Origin of the sequence: Psychrobacter sp. 16-MNA-CIBAN-0192 (genome assembly GCF_040309565.1) — a bacterium.
In the GTDB taxonomy this organism is placed as follows: Bacteria; Pseudomonadota; Gammaproteobacteria; order Pseudomonadales; family Moraxellaceae; genus Psychrobacter.
Genome location: NZ_JBEOOX010000007.1, coordinates 1 through 21904, shown reverse-complemented (window position 1 = coordinate 21904; position 21904 = coordinate 1). Strand labels below are relative to the sequence as shown.

The following is a 21904-nucleotide window of genomic DNA, read 5'->3' as shown; positions in this document are numbered from 1 at the left end:
TCAAAATAATGGGGCGTGATATCATAACTGAGATTAAAAAATCGGTTAGAGAACCCAATTTAAAAGCAAATATAACAAGTTTATAGTAAAACAACTAGAATAGTATTCACTAAAGTTTAAAGTCACCAAAGTTTAAAGAGTGTACTAATAAAACCTAATAATTATGATATATGGCACACCTTTTGTAACTATCATTTAATACAATCAATATCATCACTAATAACTTAACATTAATAACAACGGAATCGTTATGAGTCAGTCGCAAGTGCAGGAAGACAATATTTTATCTGAGAACAAGGTAGACGAAGGATTAGATCCCAACTGGCGTTCTGATGCCCTAGATTTAGGGCTCGATTATGGTATGCAAACCATCGCCGTGCGTGCAGGGCAGCATCGTACTGATGAGGGCGAGCACTCTGAGCCAATCTTTACGACCAGCTCATATGTCTATAAATCTGCTGCAGATGCCGCTGCCCATTTTGACGGCACCAAAACTGGCAATGTCTACTCGCGTCATACCAACCCAAGCGTCCGCACCTTTGAGCGACGTTTGGCTGCGCTTGAGAATGGCGAACGTGCGGTTGCAACTGCCTCAGGTATGGGCGCGATTTTGACCATGTGCTTAGCGTATCTCAAGGCGGGCGACCATCTGTTGGCGGCAAACCAATTATTTGGCTCATCCATTGGTTTATTTAATAACTATATGGCGAAATACGAGGTTGAAATCAGCTATGTTGATTGCTTTGATAATGATGCTTGGGCAAATGCTGTCCAGCCTAATACCAAAGTTATCTACTGTGAAAGCCCAAGCAACCCGTTAGCGCAAATTTGTGATATTGAATTTTTAAGTCAGCTGTGTAAAGCCAATGGTATTTTATTGGTAGTGGACAATTGCTTTGGTACGCCAGCGCTACAGCGTCCGTTAGATTTGGGCGCGGATATCGTGATTCATTCAGCGACTAAATATCTCGATGGTCAAGGTCGCGTACTTGGCGGCGCGTTGGTTGGTAGTGATACGCTGATGCAAGAGGCATTCACCGTTGTGCGTTCAGGCGGTATCAGCATGAGCCCATTTAATGCGTGGGTATTTACCAAAGGACTTGAGACGCTCAAATTGCGGATGCAAGCACATTGTGCTAATGCCAATCAAGTCGCCCAGTTTTTGGTTAACCATTCTAATGTCAGCCGCGTCCATTTCTCAGGATTGACCGATCATCCATCGCATGAATTGACTAAGCGACAGCACCATATGAAAAACGGCTTTGGCGCAATTATGGGCTTTGAAGTAAAAGGTAAAGGCGAACTTGATCCAAAATCGGCGGCTTGGCACGTCATTGATGCTACCCGTATGGTTTCTATTACCAATAATCTAGGCGATGCCAAAACCACCATTACTCATCCAGCGACTACCACGCATTTCCGCTTATCCGCCCAAGAACGGGCGCAAGCGGGCGTTGAAGATGGGCTTATTCGCTTATCTATTGGCTTAGAAGATGTTGAAGATATTATCCAAGATTTGGCACGCGGTTTAGACAGCTTGTAAAGTTATCGGTATAATCACAGCTCGTATTTATATGTCACACTTAACATCTTTATACTTAACATTATTGATTTTTACTGTACTATTTTTATATTTTAACTTCCTTATAAGAGATTATTATGAATATTCAGGCATTAATGCAACAAGCTCAAACCATGCAAAAGAAAGTTGAAGCCAACGTGGAATCAGCAAAAAAAGATTTGGCTAATAAAGAAGTACACGCAGAATCTGGTAGTGGCTTAGTAAAAGTCACAATGACTGGTCGCCATGTGGTTAAGCGTTTAAGTATTGATCCTAGCTTGTTAGAAGATGAGCCGGATATGATTGAAGATTTGATTGCTGCAGCAATCAATGATGCTGTACGTCAAGCGGATGAATTGTATGAGCAAACGATGGCTGGCGCGACGTCAGGCATGGGTCTACCACCAGGTATGCAAGGTTTATTCTAAGACGTTTTTGAGTTTTGTTTTAGGTGTTAACAATGACTAATTAGGTCATATTGATACAAAGAATGGGGTTGTTATCTATCGGATATGACCCCATTTTTATAGGTACGATTTTAGATTTTATGGCAAATATTATCCATCCTGAGCTTAATGCAGGTATTAGTAATATGGCACTAGAATCTAAAAATTATGCGACCTATAAAGGAAGTTATTTTGCTTACAGCCAAATTTGATCAGCTCGTCAAACAGCTGCGTATTTTACCGGGTGTTGGTCAAAAAAGCGCCCAGCGTATGGCACTTCATTTACTCACCAAAAAACGCCCGCAAGGTATCGCGCTGGCTCAAGCGCTGGATGAGGCGATGCGTGATATTGTGGAATGTCAGCGCTGTCATAGTTTTAGTGATGATCATATCTGTCCGTTATGCCAAGATCCACGGCGTGATGATAGTATATTGTGTGTGGTTGAAACGGCTGCTGATGTGATGGCGATTGAGCAAACAGCGGGTTATCGTGGGCGCTATTTTGTGCTTGGCGGGCATTTATCACCAATTGATGGTATCAACGCTGATGACTTAAATATTGCTCAATTGGTATGGCGCGTGACCCAAGAGCCAATTGATGAGCTGATATTGGCAACAGGAACCACGGTTGAAGGTCAAACGACTGCCCATTTTATCAGTGAAGCGGTCAGCCGCCATGTCCGTAAAGTGACACGTTTGGCGCAAGGAGTACCAATGGGCGGTGAGCTTGAATATCTTGATAGCATGACCTTGGGGCAAGCATTGCAAAATCGCTCATTTTTATAACGCTAACTTTCTATTAGTTGCACTTTTATAGAGTGATATTGCTATAATTTGGCGTTAAGCTTCTTTATTCATATACTTCCTTATTTCCATCCTTTTAATTTCCTATTTATGCAGGTATCTGCCCGTGTCTGACCTTTGTACTGCCCATTCTATTGATAATAACTTGACTGTTGACCAGCCTTCTACGCTTGCCAATACTCAGTCCTCGGCTGCCTTATCTACCATCATTGACGCAGCAGAGATTGATATCGATGCACTGCTAGATGCCGCAGATGAGGTGCCAGTCAGTTGGATAAAAGAGCAATATCAGCTTGATGAGGTGATTGCAGCTTTAGAGCATTGCGGGCGCGTAGCGTTAGATACCGAATTTATTAAACGTGATACCTATTATCCCCGCTTGGCATTGGTGCAAATTAATACCGGCGCGCATATTTATTTAATCGATGCGCCAAAGCTACAACTAGCAGACTTATGGCAAGCGCTTATTCAAGTAGATGTGGCGATTTGGCATGCTTGCGGGGAAGACTTAGGGATTTTTTACTTATTATCTGGCTGCCCACCACTAACCAATATTTTTGATACGCAAATTGCGCTGTCTTATTTAACCAGTCAATTACAAATGGGTTATCAGCAGGCATTAGATGAGCAGTTGGATATGCACATTGATAAGGAGCACAGCCAGTCTGATTGGTTACAGCGTCCATTATCCGATGAGCAAGAGCAATATGCGATTGATGATGTGCGCTTTTTACCAGCGTTATATTTAACGCTTGAGCAGGCGTTAAAGGCACAAGGATTGTATGATTATGTGTGGGCAGATTGCCAATTGTATGCGCAGGAATTGTACAATGCTCAGCATGTTGAAGATGACGCCATGTATTTGACCATGGCAGATTATCGCTATAATTCACAGCAAATGGCAATCTTGCAGGCAGTGGCGACATGGCGTGAAGCGCTGGCACGCTCAACCAATCAGCCACGCACCTTTGTCATTAAAAAACAAGCCGTACGCGAGATTATTACTGAAAAGCCCAGCAATATGCGTGAGCTTGCTCATAAAACCACCATGCATCGCAGTATGCTCCGTCTGTATGGTGAAGAGCTTCTCAAGGTTATTAATGATGCAAAAACGCTGACGTTGGCAGAATGTCCTGATTGTCTGTTGCCGCCATACCGCTCAAAAAATAAAATCCTCTCAAAAGCTGTAGAAGCAGCAATCGCAAAACATGCCAAGCAAATTGGGGTGCCTGAAAGTGTGCTTATGCGTAAGAAATGGCTGAGTCAATTATATGAAGTGATTGCCTTTGATAAAGGCTTAAGCGAGTTGCCAGAAGGCTTGCAAGGCTGGCGTTATCAGTGGGTCACGCAAACCTTAATTCCAGTGATTGAAGCGCATAAAATTGAGCTGCAACAAGGCATGGGCATTAACGTTTAAAAGTACCGTTGGTTAAAAAATATGCGGTTTGCTCAGCAACTGTCGCATCCATTAACATACCGGTATGCGATACAGGCAAAATTAAATGATCAGCGGCAGATTCAAGCTGTGTTTCTCTTAAATATACCGTGCCGTCATGGATCAGATAATCATCTAATAGGGGACTGTTTTGTTGGCGTAATTTACGATTATGATAACGCAACACAAATTGTCCCAAGCCAAATGGCTGATTGCCAGCGATTATCCCAAGGGTAATATGTTCAGGTAACGGCGCAACAGTCCCATCCAATGCGTCCTTATACGAGCGCCCCACAACAACAGGGGCAAGCTGCGAGATATAATCCGCGCACACACTACCTAAGTGCGGCGTTCCCAGCGTCACGCAACGTCCAATCTGCCACTGTGGATAGTCAACAATAAAATCCCGAATAATCAGTCCACCCAAGCTATGACCGACCAAATCTATTGGCTGCTCAGGATTATAGTGCTTCTCAAGCCACCTGTTTAGACGTGTACTATTTATCTTAATACCATCACGCATACTACGATAACCGTATTGATGGGTATCAAAACCTTTTGCTTGTAATTTTTTAGCCAAAGGACGCATAATAAACGGTGCGTGGTGCAAACCGTGGAGCAAAATAACTGGGTTTTGTTGCGGCATAAGAGAGTCCAAAATGTATTTTATGAGGTTTTATCTGATTGTAGCATGAGATTTTAGGATTTATGAGCCATAAAAAACCGCCAAATCAGCTGCTGACTTGGCGGTTTATAGTATGTACAGTTTAAAAGTATTTGCCTAAAGACTACATATAGTTTTCGATGCTTGGGCAAGAACACATCAAGTTTTTATCACCATACACATCATCAACACGAGCAACACTTGGCCAGAACTTGTTGTTGCGGATGTACGATAATGGGAATGCCGCTACTTCACGACTATATGGATAAGCCCACTCGCCATCAGTAATCATTGCAGCAGTATGCGGCGCATTCACTAATGGGTTATTCTCAAGCGTCCAACCATCTGTACCAGCTTTTGCTTTTAACGCTTCGGCTTTGATAGATTTTAGCGCATCGATAAAGCGATCAATCTCTTCTTTCGATTCAGACTCAGTTGGCTCAATCATTAACGTTCCGGCTACTGGGAAACTCATGGTTGGCGCATGGAAGCCATAATCCATTAGACGTTTGGCGATATCAGTTTCAGTAATGCCTGTCTCTTCTTTGAGTGGGCGAATATCGATGATACATTCGTGCGCCACGTGACCTTGTTTGCCAGCATATAGAACCGGGTAGTCGTCTTTTAGTTTCGCTGCCACGTAGTTGGCATTTAATAGCGCAAGGTTGGTTGATTTAAGCAAACCATCACGACCCATCATGGCGATATACATCCATGAAATCGGTAAGATGCTCGCAGAACCATAAGGCGCTGCTGATACTGCTGAGCAATCTTTTTGAGCATTATGCACAGGGAACAATTTATGATTTGCCATAAATGGTGCCAAATGCGCTTGCATACCGATAGGACCCATACCTGGACCACCGCCACCATGTGGGATACAGAAGGTTTTGTGCAGGTTCATATGTAGTACGTCAGCACCAACGTCAGCCGGTTGCATAATCGCAACCTGTGCATTCATGTTCGCGCCATCCATATATACCTGACCGCCATGACTATGAATAAGGTCACAAATTTTACGGATACCTTCTTCAAATACACCATGCGTTGATGGATAAGTAATCATCAAGGCACCAAGATTGTCGCTATGCTCTTCGCATTTAGAGGTTAAGTCAGCGATATCAACGTTACCATTGTCATCGGTTCTGACCACCACAACTTTCATGCCCATCATCATCGCCGTTGCAGGATTCGTACCGTGCGCCGACTGTGGAATCAAGCAGACATCACGATTCGTTTCGCCCAATGACTCATGATAACGGCGAATGGCTAACAGACCGGCATATTCACCAGAGGCACCTGAGTTTGGCTGCATCGACACATCATCAAAACCAGTAATGGCTTTTAGTTGTTCTTGCAAACCATCAATCATTTCGATATAGCCGGGTACTTGACTGACCGGTGCAAAAGGATGCACGTTTGCAAATTCAGGCCATGTGATAGGTAGCATCTCGCTGGTTGCATTCAGCTTCATAGTACAGCTGCCAAGTGCAATCATACTACGGTTCATCGCCAAATCTTTATCTTCAAGCGACTTTAAATAACGTAGCATTTCATGTTCAGTGTGATGCGAGTTAAAGACAGGATGCGTTAGAATGGCATCAGTACGTAAATGCTCAGCATCAAGTGAAACAGTCGCAGCTTCTGGCAAGTCATGTGACTTATTAACAAACAATTGCGTTAATACATTAAAGTCATTTTGATCACTGGTTTCACTAAAGGCAACGCTGATTTTAGTCTCGCCCAAACGCCATAAGTTATAACCAACATTGTCAGCGTTTTCAAAGATTTGGGTTGCCAATTTCTCTGAACCACAATCAACAACGACACTATCAAAGAACTGGTCATGAACGACATTTAAGTTATTATCGCCAGCGTTTTTGATAACGTCAGCAAACGCGGTTGCAAAGGCATGAATGCGAGTCGCAATGCGTTTTACGCCCGTTGGACCATGATAAACGGCATACATACCGGCAAGATTGGCAAGCAATACTTGCGAGGTACAAATGTTAGAGTTGGCTTTTTCGCGGCGGATATGCTGTTCACGAGTTTGCAATGCCATACGTAACGCGGTATTGCCTTGTGAATCTTTTGATACCCCAATAATACGACCCGGTGCGGAACGTTTTGCTTTATCAGAAAATGCAAAGTAGGCAGCATGTGGACCACCAAAGCCCATTGGAATACCAAAGCGCTGCGTGCTACCAAGCGCTATGTCTGCGCCCATATCAGCAGGTGATTTTAACAACACCAAGCTCATGATATCGCTGACAACTGACGTATAGGTTTTATTTTTCTTAACCGCAGCAATAACATCGGTTAAATCTTTAACGTCGCCTTCTTCACCAACGTATTGGAATAAGGCACCAAAATAGTCACCAGATTTTGCTAAGTCAAAATCACCAACGATAACGTCCCAACCAAAATATTTGGCGCGGGTACGGATAACGTCTAGTGTTTGCGGATAAACGCGTTCATCAACGAAGAACTGATCAGACTTACTTTTGCTCATGCGCTTTGACATTGCCATGGCTTCAGCAGCAGCAGTTGCTTCGTCAAGTAGAGATGCGCCAGCAAGCTCAAGACCAGTTAGGTCAATACAAACTTGTTGGAAGTTAAGCAATGCTTCAAGGCGACCTTGCGCAATTTCAGCTTGGTAAGGGGTATAAGCAGTATACCAGCCTGGATTTTCAAGCACATTACGCTGAATAACGGCAGGCATGCGTACAGGAGCATAGCCTTGACCGATATAGCTTTTATTAACCGTAATTTTGTCTGCCATAGTACGTAATTTAGCAAGTGCAGTATGCTCACTCATCGCTAGTGGCAAATCGATTTCTTTTTTGAGACGAACGGCATCAGGAACAGTTGCGTTAATAAAGCTTGCCATATCGTCATAACCGATTTCTTTGAGCATATCGGCTTGTTTGTCACCGTTAGAGCCTAAATGGCGATAAACGAATTCAGATTCATTAAATAAACCTTTGAACGTGTCAAGGGTTGGATTTTGAGAAGTAGACATAATAATCCTTGTTAGGGTTTATAGTACAAGCAATAAAGAAAATAAAAATTCACGATAAAAATGAGTTAAGCGTATAACGTGCATACATAGCTTGTAGCAGATGGGTATGATTTCAATAGATATGGCTGATTAAACATGATGCACAAACTGCGCCTGATTAAAACGAAATTGCGTCTCGTAAATACCATTATCAGCGCGTTCACCAGCACCAATCATCATAACAATATGGTGATCCTTACCTAAATTTAACAGCCGCTTCATCGCAGGTTCATCAAAGCCGCCCATTGGACAACTATCAAAACCATAAGCGCGCAAGGCTAACATTAAGTTTTCGGCAGCAAGCGCGGTATTATTGGTCGCCCAATTTTTAACATCTTCAAAGGTGTAATAAGGTGATTTAATCGGACCTTTTACCTGCCTGATGGCTTGAGTTGCGCCCCATTTTGCTACAGAGAGCACATTCATTGGACCGCGTAAGAAATCCATTGGTACAAGCTTAGCGTAATAACTTTTAACCTTTTTGGGTACTGGCGTATCCGGATATTCCTGCAAGATTTGCTGAGCGTGCGCATGCCAATTGTCTGTGCGTGCCACAACGGCTATTAAGCGCACTGCGGTTTTAGCAGCGTTCTGATTCATGCAGTTTTTAACCGCGTGTTTGCGTTTATCGGCACTATCAAACACATAAAATTCCCAAGGCTGCAAATTGCTGGAATTTGGTGCCATCATCGCCAAACGTAAGCAGTCTTCAAGTACCGCGTCAGGGATGGGAGTATTGGTAAAGCGACGTACCGAACGACGAGATTCCACCACTTGACGAAACGCTTGTAAGTGGGGGGTATGCGTTGGTGTCATTAAACTGTCTGATTCATTCTGACCCATGACAGTTTGGTCACTAGAGATATTACCATTGCTGTTGACATTATCTTCAGTAGTCTGCGAAGTAGGGTTATCAGTTACACTATGAAAACTGGTATGAGTATCCGCTGATTTCACACAGGACTCCAGAACTAAACAACAAACTGCTGATTAACATAAATGCTAGCAGTAAGTGATTAGTTGTTTTGAATGAGATTAATAATGTGATATATCCAAAATATACATGAGCTATATTAAAGACATTTAATAAAGAGAGACAAAGCAACTTTTACTAATAATAGCACAGCTGTTGCTCTCTAATCTTTCACATCATATTGAATAGCAATAACCTATCACCAGTATTTTAACACGGTAATGATAGTGTAAAAGCAGATATCAACGATGTGCTGATATCTGCCTGATTAACTATTTATCTATAAAGCATAACTATCGATACTACTAATGCTAAAGCTATAATAAAAATTATAACTCGTTTTCGTACTCTTCAGCACTGAGTAAGCTTTCATAATCTTCAAGATTGGTTGCTTTCATTTTGTACAACCAGCCTTCGCCATATGGGTCTGAGTTGATGGTTTCAGGCTCATCTTCAAGGTTTTCATTGATAGCGATTACTTCGCCTGAAATAGGGGCATAAACGTCAGAAGCCGCTTTTACAGACTCAACAACTGCAATTTCTTCGTCAACGGTGATGTTAGCACCAACTTCTGGTAACTCAACAAAAACGACATCGCCAAGTAAGTCTTGCGCGTGCTCAGTAATACCGACAGTGATAGTACCATCGTCTTCTAAGCGTAACCATTCGTGGCTGGCGATGTATTTTAATTCTGCTGGGATATTGCTCATGAGAAGTTCCTTTCAGGACGGTTAAAAATAAAAGAGACAAGATATAAAAATACAGCGAGTTGTCAGTAGTGGCTAATCAACAATTTAATTAACCACCAATCAAATACTATTCATGACGGGTAGTCAAGATAAGAATTAGGCGAATTGCTGTTTGCCATTACGCACAAACGGCAGCTTAAGAACACGAACATCAACAAATTTGCCTTTACCGCGCAAATCAATTTGTACGTTATCGTCATCAGATAAGCTATCAGGAACGCGGGCGATGGCAATAGAGTTTTTGAGACTAGGGGAGAACGTACCACTGGTAATAACGCCTTTTTGCTCGTTATCTGTCCCTTGATTGATAGTCACTTCCATACCTTCACGTAACACGCCACGGCTGGTGAGCAATAGACCCACTTGCTTCATAGCAGTGTTGTTTTCTTTAGCGTCTTTGCGTTTGCTAACCAAAGCATCACGACCAATAAAGTCGCGCTCATCTTTTAGTGCCAACGTCCACGCCATATTACAATCATAAGGGCTGATGGTTTCATCCATATCATGACCATATAGGTTCATGCCAGCTTCCATACGTAGAGTATCACGTGCGCCAAGACCAGCAGGCTTGATGCCGTGCTCTTTTAGCAATGCAAAAAATTCAGCCGCATCGTCAGCAGGTAGAATGACTTCAACACCATCTTCACCCGTATAACCGGTACGGGCAACGAACCAATTTGGTGCTTCAATATCAGCTAAGTCAGCACCAACAAATGGCGTGATTTTCTCTAACGTCTTTGCCCAGTTGGATTTGGCTTGAGCTAATTTTTCAACGGCTTTAGGACCTTGCACGGCAAGCATCGCTAAATCATTACGCTCATTTAAAGTAAGGTCAAAGTCTGCTGCTACTTTTTCGAAATGCGCCATATCTTTATCGCGGGTTCCTGCGTTAGACACGATACGATATTCAGTTTCATCAGTATTTGATAAATACACAATCAAATCATCGATGATACCGCCATCTTCATTTAACATTGGAGAATAAAGGGCTTTACCCACTACTTTTAGTTTATTGACATCATTAGCGAGTAGCTTTTGTAGCCATACTTTACTATCCGCCCCTTTAACATCCACAATAACCATATGTGAGACATCAAACATGCCGGCATCAGTACGCACCGCTTCGTGCTCATCAATCTGTGAGCCATAATGAATAGGCAATTCCCAACCAGAGAAATCAACCAATTTACCTTCACTATCGACGTGAGACTGATAAAGAGGGGTGCGCTGAGGGGCTTGATTATTAGTATCGGTCATAACAAATCCTTAAAAGTACGCCTGACAAATTTTAAGTTAAGTGCACACTTAACTTAAGTAAGCCATGATAGCGTGAAGAGCAAAATTGCACCGTGCAACGATTGCGATAAAGGGTAACACAAAAAAAATAAAGCCGTAAGCCAAACAAACGCCATACGCCTGTTGAAGGAAAAGCCCCATCTGTCCTGTGACCTGAGATTTTCAACGCTTACCCAATATTATCTAACTCAGTTACTTATTAAGCATAACTCTGTTCGCTAATATTAATTGGCAACACGTTTTCTCCCCTTCGGTGGGTAAAACATCGTCTGTCTTTACCGCTCTCCAGATTTGTTATGCCTCAGGTTTAAAGCGCAATACGCCAAACAGCGCGATATCAATAAACCCGAATGCATGTGTTTTTTCAGTCCTTTTACCTGAGCGATTGGCAGGGTGTATGCGCCTTCGGTGGTGTTATAACAAATAGTAACGAGGGCTAATACGCACTCAGCTTTGCTATAAAACGCTCTCCTGAAAAAACGCTTTTATTATGAAACGTTCACGATTGTTTTACAAGCCATCAAACCGATTAAAATGTACTTACTAGGGCGGATTCTTAATTCCAACGATAAGACTCAAAGGTGATGCTACGGTCTCAATTAGGCGCTCGATATTGGCTATAAAAACCTGCTATAAAAAATTTATAATAGCTAAAGATTATAATAGCTAAAGATTATAATAGCTAAAGATTATGATAGCTAAAGATTTGGGCATTTATCATGGTACATAGGCGGCTAATACGTAAAGCCACTACTGATATCGCAGCAAATTATGCTACGCTAGCTTATTATTATCTATTGATGATAATCTTTAATTCTTGAGCCACTGACAGGTTTTACTTTATGCATTGTGATATTTATAAATTTCCCAAACATGATGATATGTACGTTTATATTGCGCGTCCTGATTATCCAAATGATACTGACGAAATTAAGGATTGGCTGGGTGTGTTACCAAAAGAATTTCGTGCCAGTTTAGGCGTGAGTAAATTTGTGATGCATTTAGATTTAAATGCTACTCAGGCATTGGCGCGTGTTGATAAGGATGAGGTAATCGCTAAGCTAAATACGCAAGGATATTTTGTGCAGATGCCACCACAAGATGTAATGCGTAAACAAGCTGAACTGCGCGCACTTGAGGCACAAGATAGCAAATATCACTAAAGCCAAAATGCTAACTTAAGTGTATTAGATATAGGTGTATTAGATATATAAGTATAGTAGGCATAAAAAAGGCTGTATGATGCATTTTGCTATAAAGTCGTGATAAACTAGACAATTATTAAACGTACAAGTTTACCGTTCTCTATTATCAGCGTTACTACTTAGTCATTATGGTAGCAACGGATAGGATTTGGTGAGCTTGACGTATGAATTATAACGCAGGTATCTAAATACGCATGGACTGGTTAAAAAGTATCTTACAAAGCTTACCGCTAGAAAAAATCAGTGACATTCTCGGTGAGATTGTTATCTGGTGGAGCCAAATGGTAAAAGGGGTTCCGCCTACTGATTTACCAACGTATGCCTATGTTGGTGGCGGTATTGTGGTGTTGGCATTATGGGTTTTGGTTGCCCGTGTACTACCAAAACCACTCGGCGGTATCAGTTGGGTGATATTGTTTGCCGTGCTATTTGCGCCCGGTACAGCACTTAGTGACCCAAGTACTATTGCACCGGCAAGTATCAGTGTGGTGTATGCCGTGATGATGAAAGATATCGCGGCGGCGGTAAGTAATAGCTTGCCTATTTTAGTGGTACTGGTTGTGGGTTTGTTTATTGGCTTTGTTTGGCAGCTGATACGCGGAGCATTTGAATCAAGTTTGGAAGAAGCTCGTCGACGCATGGCGCTAGATAATGAAGCCAACTTTCAATTAGCAGGTGGCAACTATATTGCTGAACATGAAGAGGTTGACACTCAGTCGATTGAAGCACCTATTACTCCAATATTCATGCCAGTCAACAGCTCAAAGCCTGAGTCAAATAAAGATGAGTCTAGCGCCACTCAGGTGAGTTTGCATAAAGTGCTTAAGCATGACGTTTCTAAAGCTGTCGCTACTGAACCTATCGCACCTAAAGGTATTGCTATTAAGCATCCTGTCACTGAAAAAACAGTTGCCAATGATAAAGCAGCTGTAGATACACCTAAAAAACCTAAAATTGAGGGTTTTTATAGTAAAAAAACAGTTAAAACCAATAATAATAAAGATAGCATAGTAGATAAAGAGGACGTTAGCGATGCTATTGTCGTTGACGCTGATAACAGTATTTTACCCCATTCTGATGCCAAAAATGAGACGGTAAAAGACCTAAAGTAAATTTTATTGGTTAAGCTAATAACCACTTATTTCTAATTTTTTTAATGAAATGAGATAAATAAAAAAGACACCTCAAGGTGTCTTTTTTTATATGAGAAATATCTGCGAACGCATGAGTATTTTGGCAAACAAAGCGGCTATGCTAATCTAAATACAGTATTTACTAACTTGCCATTTAACCTTTTATAAATTCTTTTTACTATAAAACAATAACCGAGATTATATTATGACTGATAAAAAAACCAAAAAATTCACCGGCACGCAAAGCTATATTGCTACTGATGATTTGCAATTGGCAGTCAATGCGGCGATGACGTTACAAAAGCCGTTATTAATTAAGGGCGAGCCGGGTACGGGCAAGACCTTACTGGCAGAAGAAGTTGCCGAGAGTTTAGGTATGCCGCTGATTACGTGGCATATCAAATCGACTACCAAGGCAGAGCAAGGTTTGTACGAGTATGATGCGGTATCGCGTTTGCGTGACTCGCAAATGGGCGATGACAAAGTCTATGAGATTGGCAATTATATCAAGCCGGGTAAATTGTGGGATGCTTTTACCAGTAAAGAGCGTAGTGTATTATTGATTGACGAGATTGATAAGGCTGATATTGAGTTCCCCAATGATTTGCTACATGAGCTGGATAAGATGTCGTTTTATGTCTATGAGACGGGCGAGACCATCACCGCTGAGCAACGCCCTGTGGTGATTATCACCTCAAACAATGAAAAAGAGTTGCCAGATGCGTTTTTGCGTCGCTGTTTCTTCCACTATATTGATTTCCCTGAAGAGGAAACCATGCGCCAAATCATTGAGGTGCATTTTCCTAATATTCAAGAAAAACTGGTCAATGATGCGCTTGATATTTTTTATAAATTGCGCAATGTCCAAGGACTCAAAAAGCCACCATCAACCTCTGAATTGGTCGATTGGCTAACGCTATTATTGGCGGATGACATGGCGCAAGCAGAATTAGAAGAGAACTTGCGCGGTGAAAAGTCTATTCCACCGTTATATGGGGCGCTGCTTAAAAATGAAGCGGATGTGAATTTATTACAGCGTTTTGCCAATATGATGCGTCGCTAAGTGTAAGCTTTGCAGCGAAGATTGAAGCTTATGCAAACGTTTAAATCTTAACCATATCAGCCAATAAGTGATGCGACTCTTATGTTTATCAAACTGTTCTATACCTTGCGTACTTACGGCGTGCCGGTCAGTACGCGTGAGCTGCTTGACTTAAATGCGGCGCTTGAGCAAGGGCTGATGATGCAGCCAGTTCTCTCATCAAAGCAGGAAGATGCCGAGTTATCTACCTTTGCCAGTCGCGAAGATATGTATCAGTTGATTCGGCTTTGTATGGTCAAAGACGAGCGCCATTTTGATAAGTTTGATCGGGCAATGGCGGATTATTTTGAAGGTGTTGATAGTCTTGATATGGATGAGCTGTTGGCTAAATTGACTGATGTTCCAAAAGAATGGCTGGATTTAAAGCTCGACCCAAAAAATCTAACTGATGAGCAGCGCCGATTGCTAAAAAAATACGGCTCGCTAGAAGAGTTGATGAAAGCGCTTGAAGAGCGTCTTAAGGAGCAAAAAGAGCGTCATCAAGGCGGTAGTAAATGGCTTGGAACCGGTGGCACCTCACCATTTGGTGCTTATGGCGATCATCCAGAGGGCGTGCGTGTCGGCGGTGAATCGCGCAAACGCAGCGCTGCCAAAGTTTGGGAGCAGCGGAAATACCGCAATCTCGATGATGACAGTCAGTTAGGCACCCGCCAAATTCAGATGGCACTGCGTAACCTACGCCAATTTGCACGTACAGGTAGCGCTGACGAGCTAGATATTCATGAAACTATTAAACGCACTGCCAAAAAGGGCATGCTCGATATCCACATGCAAGCTGAGCGTCGTAACCGCGTCAAAGTACTGATGTTGTTTGATGTCGGTGGCAGTATGGATACCCATGTTGAAGCGTTAGAAAAGCTATTTTCTGCGGCGAAAAATGAGTTTAAAACCTTAGAGTTTTTTTACTTTCATAACTGCCTATACGATTATGTCTGGAAAGATAATAACCGTCGTCATAACGCACCGATACCAACCTTTGAGCTGCTCAATAAATATGGGCGCGAGTATCGCGTTATCTTTGTGGGAGATGCTTCAATGTCGCCTTATGAGCTGATGACGGTCGGTGGTAGCGTTGAATATATGAATAACGAAGCTGGTATTGTCTGGTTGAAAAGGGTACTGGCGCATTTTGATAAAGTCGCTTGGCTCAATCCTGAAAACCCTAGCTATTGGCAATACACTCAAACCATCGTTGAGATTAAAAAACTGTTTGATAATAAAATGTATCCCATGACCTTACATGGCGTAGAAGATATGACCAATTATATGGCGCGCTAGTATTGCCGTGGTTTTAGGGTTTTAAATCAAAATAAAAAACAGCCTCTATATCAAATAGAGGCTGTTTTTATAACGCTTTAGTTATTTATAAAAGGTAAGTAGTGCCTTAGTATTATCCATTACACCAAAGGGCGATTCCACGCATCACGTACCGCATGCTTAGCATCTACCCATTCTAAGCGTGAGTTACCACGTGAATTTACCCAATCACGCTGCAAGTCTTGCTCTACCACATCAAACGACTGATTGTGACCGTAATGTTTACGCTGTGCGTAGCCATAACCGTAAGCATTACGATAGTCAGTATCATAATCGTATTGCGGATTATAATAACCAGTGGTCACATGCTGAGTACGCCAATAGGTGTCTTCTTCCATATTACCTTCAAAGGCATTAGCAACCGCGTTACCCGCTGTAGCACCAACGACTGCACCAACGGCACCGCCGACGACTGAACCAACTGGACCACCTACCGCGCCGATAGCGGCACCTGCTGCTGCACCGCCAACCATACCTGTGCCACTACTCACAGGATTGGCTTCGCGTTGTACTTCATTTTGGTCAGTAGGGTTAATAGCTTCACCAACTTCTTGACCGCCAGCACCACCAGCAACTGCACCTGCTAAGCCGCCAATTACGGTACCAACTGGACCACCAACGGCTGTACCGACAGCCGCGCCTGCCGCTGCACCGCCTAATGCGCCTGTTCCGCTAGCGATAGGATGCGGTTTTTCATGAGCTTCTTGACTGTCAGTTGGGTTAACCAGCTCACCAGTCTCATGACCAACTTTACTGCCAGCAATCGCCCCAACAGCGCCGCCGATAACGGTACCAACTGGACCACCAACTGCCGTACCGACAGCCGCCCCAGCAGCTGCGCCACCAAGAGCACCAGTACCAGTGGCTACTGGATGCGGCTTGTCCTCGCCCTGACCAGCATGATGAGCATAAGCTTTTGGCTCATAAACCTCACCATTCATACGTGCATGAGTTTTGTCCCAACCATCACGTACCGCGCCTCTCGCTTGTAGCCAAGTCATACGTGACGCGCCTTTAACTTCATTCCAGCGTTGTTCAAGCTCAGATTCATAATCTTCAAAACGCGCTGCAGTTGGATACTGTGCGCGGGTTGCATAACCAACGGCGTAAGCAGGGTGATAATCCGTTTCGTAGTCATAATCTGCCACATAATAAGGGCGATCAGTATGCACCTCTTGCCAATAGTCATATTCAACCGTTGGATCTAACATTTCACCAACTGAGCTACCAGCGACGCCGCCCACGATAGCACCAATAGCACCACCAATCAGCATACCTAGTGGTCCACCAATGGCACCAATAGCCGCGCCTGCTGCGGCACCGCCCGTACCACCAACGGCAGTACCGATTGGGTGTGAGCCTGGCTCGCCTGTAATAGGGTCGGCATTGTCATTTACACGGTTATTTATATTATGATTAGTATTATTCATGAGCGGGAATCCTTCTGACTATTATTGTATGAGTTATGGAAAAGGGTAAAGCACTGATGAGTCGCTGGGTACTATATCTTAGAGCGCGAACCTCGTATGTAGTGAATAGATGATAACTCTACAGTAGTTGAGTAAATGATATTGCCCAAATAGCTATTCATGTTAATTAGCGCCTATCAATAAACTGAAAGTAAGCTCTAAACTGCAATTAGGTTAAATAAATAGCAACGCAAATATTGGCATTTTGGAAAAAATCTGTTAACATTCATTTAAAATGAATCTTTATAGCAGTTTTTACTTTAAATGACCCTAAAAGACGATTTTATAACGTGGCTTATAGAGTTTAGTGATTTTCGCCTAATAAGTATCCGTTAATTCCTGTATCCACCCGACAAGAGACATATCATGGCTACTGCACAAACACTCGCAATCGTAAAAGCAACGGTTCCTGTACTTGAGGAACACGGCAATGCAATTACTACCGTTTTTTATAAAAATATGTTCGCTGAGCATCCAGAACTATTAGATATTTTTAATGAGACCAATCAAAAGCTAGGTCGCCAGCAAACGGCATTGGCAACCACGGTGTTAGCAGCTGCTAAGCATCTTGAGCATTTAGCAGTTTTATTGCCGCAAGTGACCCAAATCAGTCATAAGCACCGTGCTTTACAGATTTTGCCGGAGCATTATCCAATCGTTGGTAAGCATTTAATTGGCGCGATCAAAGAAGTGTTAGGCGAGGCGGCAAATGACGATATTATTACCGCGTGGACAGAAGCGTACGATGAGATTGCATCGATATTTATCCAGATTGAACATGGCATGTATGAAGAAGCGATGTGGGATGGTTTTGCCGAATTTACAGTCGCTGAAAAGGTAGCAACGGCAACAGATATTGCCGCATTTACGGTAGTTCCTGCTAATGCTGGCTCAGCAGATAACAAGTCAGCTATTGACCTAAATAAGCTCAAGCTAACCGCTGGGCAATATATTACGGTAAAGGTTGAACCTAAAGACGGCGAACATGTCGCCTTACGTCATTATTCGCTATATTCTGCTAATACGGATACAGGTATTCAGTTTGCGGTCAGACGCGATAACCGCAACGCGCATCATGGTTTAGTGTCTAATTATTTACATGACCAATTACAAGTTGGGGATTCGCTATGGTTGTCAGCGCCTGCTGGTGATTTTGCTCTAGATAAAGAGCTTATGAAACAAAACGAGATACCATTAGTATTCATTAGTGCAGGGGTTGGGGTAACACCCGTTTTATCGATGTTAGAAGAACAAGTCACGAGCAATCCTCAACGTCCTATTATTTGGGTATATGCCTGTCAGAATGAGGAACATCATGCTTTTAATGCTGAAGTTACTGCATTACTTGCTCGCGCAGAAACGGTTGCAAAACATATCTTCTATTTTGATAAAGGGCAGATATTAGACCAGACTTGGCTTGCTTCATTGCCAAAACCGGCTGATATTTATGTTTGTGGTTCTATGCCGTTTATGGAGTGTATCATTGAGGGCTTAACGGTTCTTGAGCATAGCGGTGATCACGTTCATTATGAGCCATTTGGTCCAAAGATGAGTTTGGATATCAAAGCAAGCTAGTCATTTTTAAATATTTAAATCGCGTTAAAACAATATCATGATATTGAAAAGGCAAAGTTATCCGATAACTTTGCCTTTTTCATGTCTGTATTTGCTGTAAAGGTTCTGTCGACTTTAGCCCTGATTATTGTTACAGTGTTTTTTATATGGAAACAGTGCAGCTGATAGGTTAAGAGATGAATAACTTAGCCATGGTTGAGCCTCGACTTTACCACTATCAGTCCTGTTATTTGCCTAACTTTGTAATAAATTTGCCTTATTTTTTGCTTACTTTTATGATTAGAGGTTTTTATGATGTCGATAAAGCGCCATTTTGCTTTAGTGCCAGCTGTGTTACCGGTGCTGTTTTTAGCCAGTTGTGCAACCCAAACGCAGACGAATAAACCGGTGCGCCATGGCAATGTGCAAGTTACTGAAAGTACAACCATTGTGCGACCAGCGCCTGTTATCGTACCGCCAAATAAGGTGGTAAAGCCCGCACCAGCGCCAAAAGCAAGCTACAGTAGCTTTGCCGATTGGAAAGCAGACTTTACTACGCGTGCCATTGCATCGGGCTACAATAGCTCAGATGTTCAGCGATTAATGGGTTCGGCATCTTTAAATCAACAAGTGATTTCATTGGATTCTGGGCAGCCTGAATTCTCTAAGATGCCTTGGGATTATGCAGACTCTGCGGTATCTGATGCACGGGTCAATACAGGACGCAGTAAATTTGCGGAACAGCGCGCTTATTTATCGACGCTAGAATCACGATATGGCGTGAATGCTGAGATAATCGCGGCAATTTGGGGTATGGAGTCGGCATATGGTGTAGTGACAGGCAATAGCTATTTGCCCAGTGCGCTAGCAAGCCTTGCTTATGATGGTCGTCGCCAAGCCTTTGCAGAGTCTCAGCTGTTGTCGTTAATCACGCTGTTGCAACGCGGTGATGTATCATGGTCACAGCTTGACGGTTCTTGGGCAGGCGGCATGGGGCAGACACAATTTATACCGACAACTTGGCTCAAAGAAGGGGTTGATGGCGATAATAATGGACATAAAAATCCATGGTCAACGGCAGATGCTTTGGCATCAACGGCCAGTTATTTGAGCAATGCCGGTTGGGTACGTGGCTTAGCGCCATTTTATGAAGTCAGATTGCCTGCTGGTTTTAATTATAATGCAGTTGGCACTAAGCAATCTGTTGCTCAGTGGGCAGCGCTGGGTATTGATACCATTGCTGACGTTTCATTAAACGCGAATACACCGATGGAGCTGTGGCTACCTGCGGGTAAAGACGGTCCTGCGCTATTACTCAGTAAAAACTTTGATGCTATCAAGGTGTATAACAACTCGAACAGCTATGCGCTTGGTGTGAGCTTGTTGGGTAAAGCCATTGCACGTCAAGGCGGTCTGCAACAATCGTGGCCACGCTATGAGCGTCCGCTGTCTACCACACAAGTGACTAATTTGCAACAACGCTTAACTCGTGCAGGCTATGATACTCAAGGCGCGGACGGAGTGATTGGTACCAATACCCGTAAAGCATTTCAGCGCTGGCAGGCAGATAATGGGCAAACGCCGGATGGATTTATCACTCAGCGCAGTGCTACATCGTTGACTGCATGGTGAAATGACTTAACCTTGCCATTCTTTGCGAGTGACTATTGGCAGCAGCTGATAAATCGTAATCTAAGATAACAAAATAAAAAAAGCACTCAATATTGGGTGCTTTTTTATTAAAGAATAATCGCTGATTGTTTTAAAACTGTGAATTATCTAAGATTTTAATACGATAATAATGAGTTAAACTTATATTCTGATAAAGTTGCGGATTCTTCTGGCACACTCTAAAGGTGAAGCCACAATATCTGAGCCTGATATACGAATACTACGTATACCTATTTCTTCAAGTTTTTGATCTATTACATTGTCTTTTGCTATCGCTTCGCTTGATGAGTGATGCGCTACAGAGTCACAAAATATAGCGACCCTTTGCTCTTCAAAATAGAAATCAGCTTCAGATATCATCTTAGATAATGTTTTTGTCCTCTTTCCATTCTCCCACATTGACTGTAAAGAAGGAAACAGTGTTCCGTCAGAAAAGATAATCATCTGTATTTTTGGTCTTAAATGTAAGCTATTCATTGCTTGTAAAAGAAATAGTTCAATTGGCGAATCACAACCCCATATTTTTACTGGTGTGATATTTGTAAATGGTTTGAAGTAACGAGAAAAACGAAACTTCCTATAATCACTCCAAGCAGATCTGTTTTCACCTAGTAGATTTGTACATATTCCAGGGTATGCTACATCATTTTTATCATATTTATTAGCTAAAAAATACGTATTAGAAACGAAGCCGATAACATCAGAACATATGGCTCCATTCAAATGCACGTCTCCAGATGTATAAAAGCCAAATGCGTTAGTAAAAGGATTAAATCCCATATAACGTGGAGAGCCTTCTAGAATTTTTTCAAGATTTATATTGTTGAACCATTCAACTCCTATACTTGAGGGTTGACCTCTTTTTTGAGCTGGTCGTAGAGATATATGATAGGGTAAACCATAAAGTTGACCATCTACCTCTTCGAATCCATAACAACAAATGACAATATTAACCATTTGAAATTGATCTCCTCGAACCTCATAAAACTTAGTAGCTTCTTCAGAAGGGTTCACTCCAATAACAGGAAGACTATTAAATAATTTTTTTGAGAGTCCAACTATTGTATTTTCGATGGGTTGAATACCATCTAGATCAAAAATATCATTTGCTAGAAATTCTCCAATCGCTCCTTTGAGATCAATTTCAAACGCTCTTTCAGGTAAACAACTGTAATGTGGTAAGCCCCGTAATTCTTCAGGTCTATTTTCAATATCATTACTAATAATAGGCATAATTATCTTTTAGTTATAAGTTTATATTAATGGGAAATACGTTATATAAATGAATATTTTAAATAAAGCATACAGACACAAAAAAACCCCAAGTACATAAATACTTGGGGCTGAAACTTCGCTTAAACTTAAAAAGTTAACTAAGTTTTAAATATGGCGCAGCGGACGGGACTCGAACCCGCGACCCCCGGCGTGACAGGCCGGTATTCTAACCAACTGAACTACCGCTGC

General features: G+C 42.3%; 17 protein-coding genes, 1 tRNA gene, 2 pseudogenes and 2 riboswitches. Of the genes and pseudogenes, 11 read left to right on the top strand and 9 right to left on the bottom strand.

The features are described from left to right. Positions 1 to 250: 250 nt before the first annotated feature. The 5 genes from AAEY78_RS07510 (at position 251) to AAEY78_RS07490 (ending at position 4228) form a co-directional block, all read left to right on the top strand. Entirely contained in the window at positions 251 to 1543 is a 1293-nt protein-coding gene (locus AAEY78_RS07510; RefSeq protein ID WP_352338634.1) for an O-succinylhomoserine sulfhydrylase, read from the top strand. A 116-nt stretch (positions 1544 to 1659) separates the two neighbouring features. Further along, on the top strand, positions 1660 to 1989 hold the full coding sequence (locus AAEY78_RS07505) for a YbaB/EbfC family nucleoid-associated protein (RefSeq protein WP_352338633.1): 330 nt from the start codon (positions 1660 to 1662) through the stop codon (positions 1987 to 1989). 62 nt (positions 1990 to 2051) lie between these two features. Next, positions 2052 to 2219 (top strand): hypothetical protein, encoded by a 168-nt coding sequence (locus AAEY78_RS07500; RefSeq protein WP_352338631.1) that lies wholly within the window; start codon positions 2052 to 2054, stop codon positions 2217 to 2219. Beyond that, on the top strand, positions 2200 to 2793 hold the full coding sequence (gene recR, locus AAEY78_RS07495; protein ID WP_352338629.1) for a recombination mediator RecR: 594 nt from the start codon (positions 2200 to 2202) through the stop codon (positions 2791 to 2793). The genes AAEY78_RS07500 and recR overlap by 20 nt, the downstream gene beginning before the upstream one ends. A gap of 124 nt (positions 2794 to 2917) precedes the next feature. After that, complete coding sequence (locus AAEY78_RS07490; protein WP_352338628.1) at positions 2918 to 4228, top strand: ribonuclease D; 1311 nt, start codon at positions 2918 to 2920, stop codon at positions 4226 to 4228. Here the strand turns inward: AAEY78_RS07490 and AAEY78_RS07485 are convergent. The 5 genes from AAEY78_RS07485 to gcvT form a co-directional block, all read right to left on the bottom strand. After that, on the bottom strand, positions 4218 to 4892 hold the full coding sequence (locus tag AAEY78_RS07485; protein ID WP_352338626.1) for an esterase/lipase family protein: 675 nt from the start codon (positions 4890 to 4892) through the stop codon (positions 4218 to 4220). The genes AAEY78_RS07490 and AAEY78_RS07485 overlap by 11 nt on opposite strands. A gap of 142 nt (positions 4893 to 5034) precedes the next feature. Then, on the bottom strand, positions 5035 to 7932 hold the full coding sequence (gcvP, locus tag AAEY78_RS07480; protein WP_352338625.1) for an aminomethyl-transferring glycine dehydrogenase: 2898 nt from the start codon (positions 7930 to 7932) through the stop codon (positions 5035 to 5037). A 129-nt stretch (positions 7933 to 8061) separates the two neighbouring features. Next, positions 8062 to 8814, bottom strand: coding sequence for a nitroreductase family protein (locus tag AAEY78_RS07475; RefSeq protein WP_352338766.1), 753 nt, complete (start codon positions 8812 to 8814; stop codon positions 8062 to 8064). A gap of 459 nt (positions 8815 to 9273) precedes the next feature. After that, the gene (gene gcvH, locus AAEY78_RS07470; protein ID WP_352338624.1) at positions 9274 to 9654 is read right to left on the bottom strand and encodes a glycine cleavage system protein GcvH; all 381 of its coding nucleotides are present in this window, start codon (positions 9652 to 9654) and stop codon (positions 9274 to 9276) included. Positions 9655 to 9789: 135 nt separating this feature from the next. Beyond that, positions 9790 to 10950: a glycine cleavage system aminomethyltransferase GcvT gene (gcvT, locus tag AAEY78_RS07465; protein ID WP_352338622.1), complete on the bottom strand. Its 1161-nt coding sequence runs from the start codon at positions 10948 to 10950 to the stop codon at positions 9790 to 9792. A gap of 170 nt (positions 10951 to 11120) precedes the next feature. Next, a riboswitch (glycine riboswitch) is annotated at positions 11121 to 11288 on the bottom strand. Between the two features lie 56 nt (positions 11289 to 11344). Further along, a riboswitch (glycine riboswitch) is annotated at positions 11345 to 11473 on the bottom strand. 358 nt (positions 11474 to 11831) lie between these two features. Here gcvT and AAEY78_RS07460 point away from each other — a divergent pair. From AAEY78_RS07460 to AAEY78_RS07445, 4 genes are all read left to right on the top strand, one after another. Continuing rightward, positions 11832 to 12152 (top strand): YcgL domain-containing protein, encoded by a 321-nt coding sequence (locus tag AAEY78_RS07460; protein ID WP_352338621.1) that lies wholly within the window; start codon positions 11832 to 11834, stop codon positions 12150 to 12152. Positions 12153 to 12388: 236 nt separating this feature from the next. Beyond that, the gene (locus tag AAEY78_RS07455; protein ID WP_352338619.1) at positions 12389 to 13306 is read left to right on the top strand and encodes a hypothetical protein; all 918 of its coding nucleotides are present in this window, start codon (positions 12389 to 12391) and stop codon (positions 13304 to 13306) included. A 226-nt stretch (positions 13307 to 13532) separates the two neighbouring features. Further along, entirely contained in the window at positions 13533 to 14390 is an 858-nt protein-coding gene (locus AAEY78_RS07450) for an AAA family ATPase (protein WP_352338617.1), read from the top strand. A gap of 81 nt (positions 14391 to 14471) precedes the next feature. After that, a complete protein-coding gene (locus tag AAEY78_RS07445) occupies positions 14472 to 15707 on the top strand; it encodes a vWA domain-containing protein (RefSeq protein WP_352338616.1) in 1236 nt (411 codons plus the stop codon). A 743-nt stretch (positions 15708 to 16450) separates the two neighbouring features. On the opposite strand, the pseudogene AAEY78_RS07435 reads toward AAEY78_RS07445, so the two are convergent. Beyond that, positions 16451 to 16636 (bottom strand): annotated as a pseudogene (locus AAEY78_RS07435) (glycine zipper domain-containing protein); the annotation flags it as partial. Between the two features lie 54 nt (positions 16637 to 16690). After that, positions 16691 to 17176 (bottom strand): annotated as a pseudogene (locus AAEY78_RS15310) (glycine zipper domain-containing protein); the annotation flags it as partial. Positions 17177 to 17581: 405 nt separating this feature from the next. Here AAEY78_RS15310 and AAEY78_RS07430 point away from each other — a divergent pair. Both AAEY78_RS07430 and AAEY78_RS07425 read left to right on the top strand, forming a co-directional pair. Continuing rightward, a complete protein-coding gene (locus AAEY78_RS07430) occupies positions 17582 to 18790 on the top strand; it encodes a globin domain-containing protein (RefSeq protein ID WP_352338614.1) in 1209 nt (402 codons plus the stop codon). 294 nt (positions 18791 to 19084) lie between these two features. After that, positions 19085 to 20401, top strand: a complete 1317-nt coding sequence (locus tag AAEY78_RS07425) for a lytic murein transglycosylase (protein ID WP_502943719.1) — start codon at positions 19085 to 19087, stop codon at positions 20399 to 20401. Between the two features lie 180 nt (positions 20402 to 20581). On the opposite strand, the gene AAEY78_RS07420 is transcribed toward AAEY78_RS07425, so the two are convergent. Further along, the gene (locus AAEY78_RS07420; protein WP_352338610.1) at positions 20582 to 21673 is read right to left on the bottom strand and encodes an endonuclease domain-containing protein; all 1092 of its coding nucleotides are present in this window, start codon (positions 21671 to 21673) and stop codon (positions 20582 to 20584) included. A gap of 154 nt (positions 21674 to 21827) precedes the next feature. Then, positions 21828 to 21904, bottom strand: a tRNA-Asp gene (locus AAEY78_RS07415).

Coding starts and splice junctions, on each gene's coding strand:
- AAEY78_RS07460 (WP_352338621.1), top strand. CDS start 11,832: ATGCATTGTGATATTTATAAATTTCCCAAACATGATGATATGTACGTT.
- AAEY78_RS07445 (WP_352338616.1), top strand. CDS start 14,472: ATGTTTATCAAACTGTTCTATACCTTGCGTACTTACGGCGTGCCGGTC.
- gcvT (WP_352338622.1), bottom strand. CDS start 10,950: ATGACCGATACTAATAATCAAGCCCCTCAGCGCACCCCTCTTTATCAG.
- AAEY78_RS07510 (WP_352338634.1), top strand. CDS start 251: ATGAGTCAGTCGCAAGTGCAGGAAGACAATATTTTATCTGAGAACAAG.
- AAEY78_RS07425 (WP_502943719.1), top strand. CDS start 19,085: ATGTCGATAAAGCGCCATTTTGCTTTAGTGCCAGCTGTGTTACCGGTG.
- gcvP (WP_352338625.1), bottom strand. CDS start 7,932: ATGTCTACTTCTCAAAATCCAACCCTTGACACGTTCAAAGGTTTATTT.
- AAEY78_RS07485 (WP_352338626.1), bottom strand. CDS start 4,892: ATGCCGCAACAAAACCCAGTTATTTTGCTCCACGGTTTGCACCACGCA.
- AAEY78_RS07500 (WP_352338631.1), top strand. CDS start 2,052: ATGGGGTTGTTATCTATCGGATATGACCCCATTTTTATAGGTACGATT.
- AAEY78_RS07450 (WP_352338617.1), top strand. CDS start 13,533: ATGACTGATAAAAAAACCAAAAAATTCACCGGCACGCAAAGCTATATT.
- AAEY78_RS07455 (WP_352338619.1), top strand. CDS start 12,389: ATGGACTGGTTAAAAAGTATCTTACAAAGCTTACCGCTAGAAAAAATC.
- AAEY78_RS07430 (WP_352338614.1), top strand. CDS start 17,582: ATGGCTACTGCACAAACACTCGCAATCGTAAAAGCAACGGTTCCTGTA.
- AAEY78_RS07505 (WP_352338633.1), top strand. CDS start 1,660: ATGAATATTCAGGCATTAATGCAACAAGCTCAAACCATGCAAAAGAAA.
- AAEY78_RS07420 (WP_352338610.1), bottom strand. CDS start 21,673: ATGCCTATTATTAGTAATGATATTGAAAATAGACCTGAAGAATTACGG.
- AAEY78_RS07475 (WP_352338766.1), bottom strand. CDS start 8,814: ATGGGTCAGAATGAATCAGACAGTTTAATGACACCAACGCATACCCCC.
- gcvH (WP_352338624.1), bottom strand. CDS start 9,654: ATGAGCAATATCCCAGCAGAATTAAAATACATCGCCAGCCACGAATGG.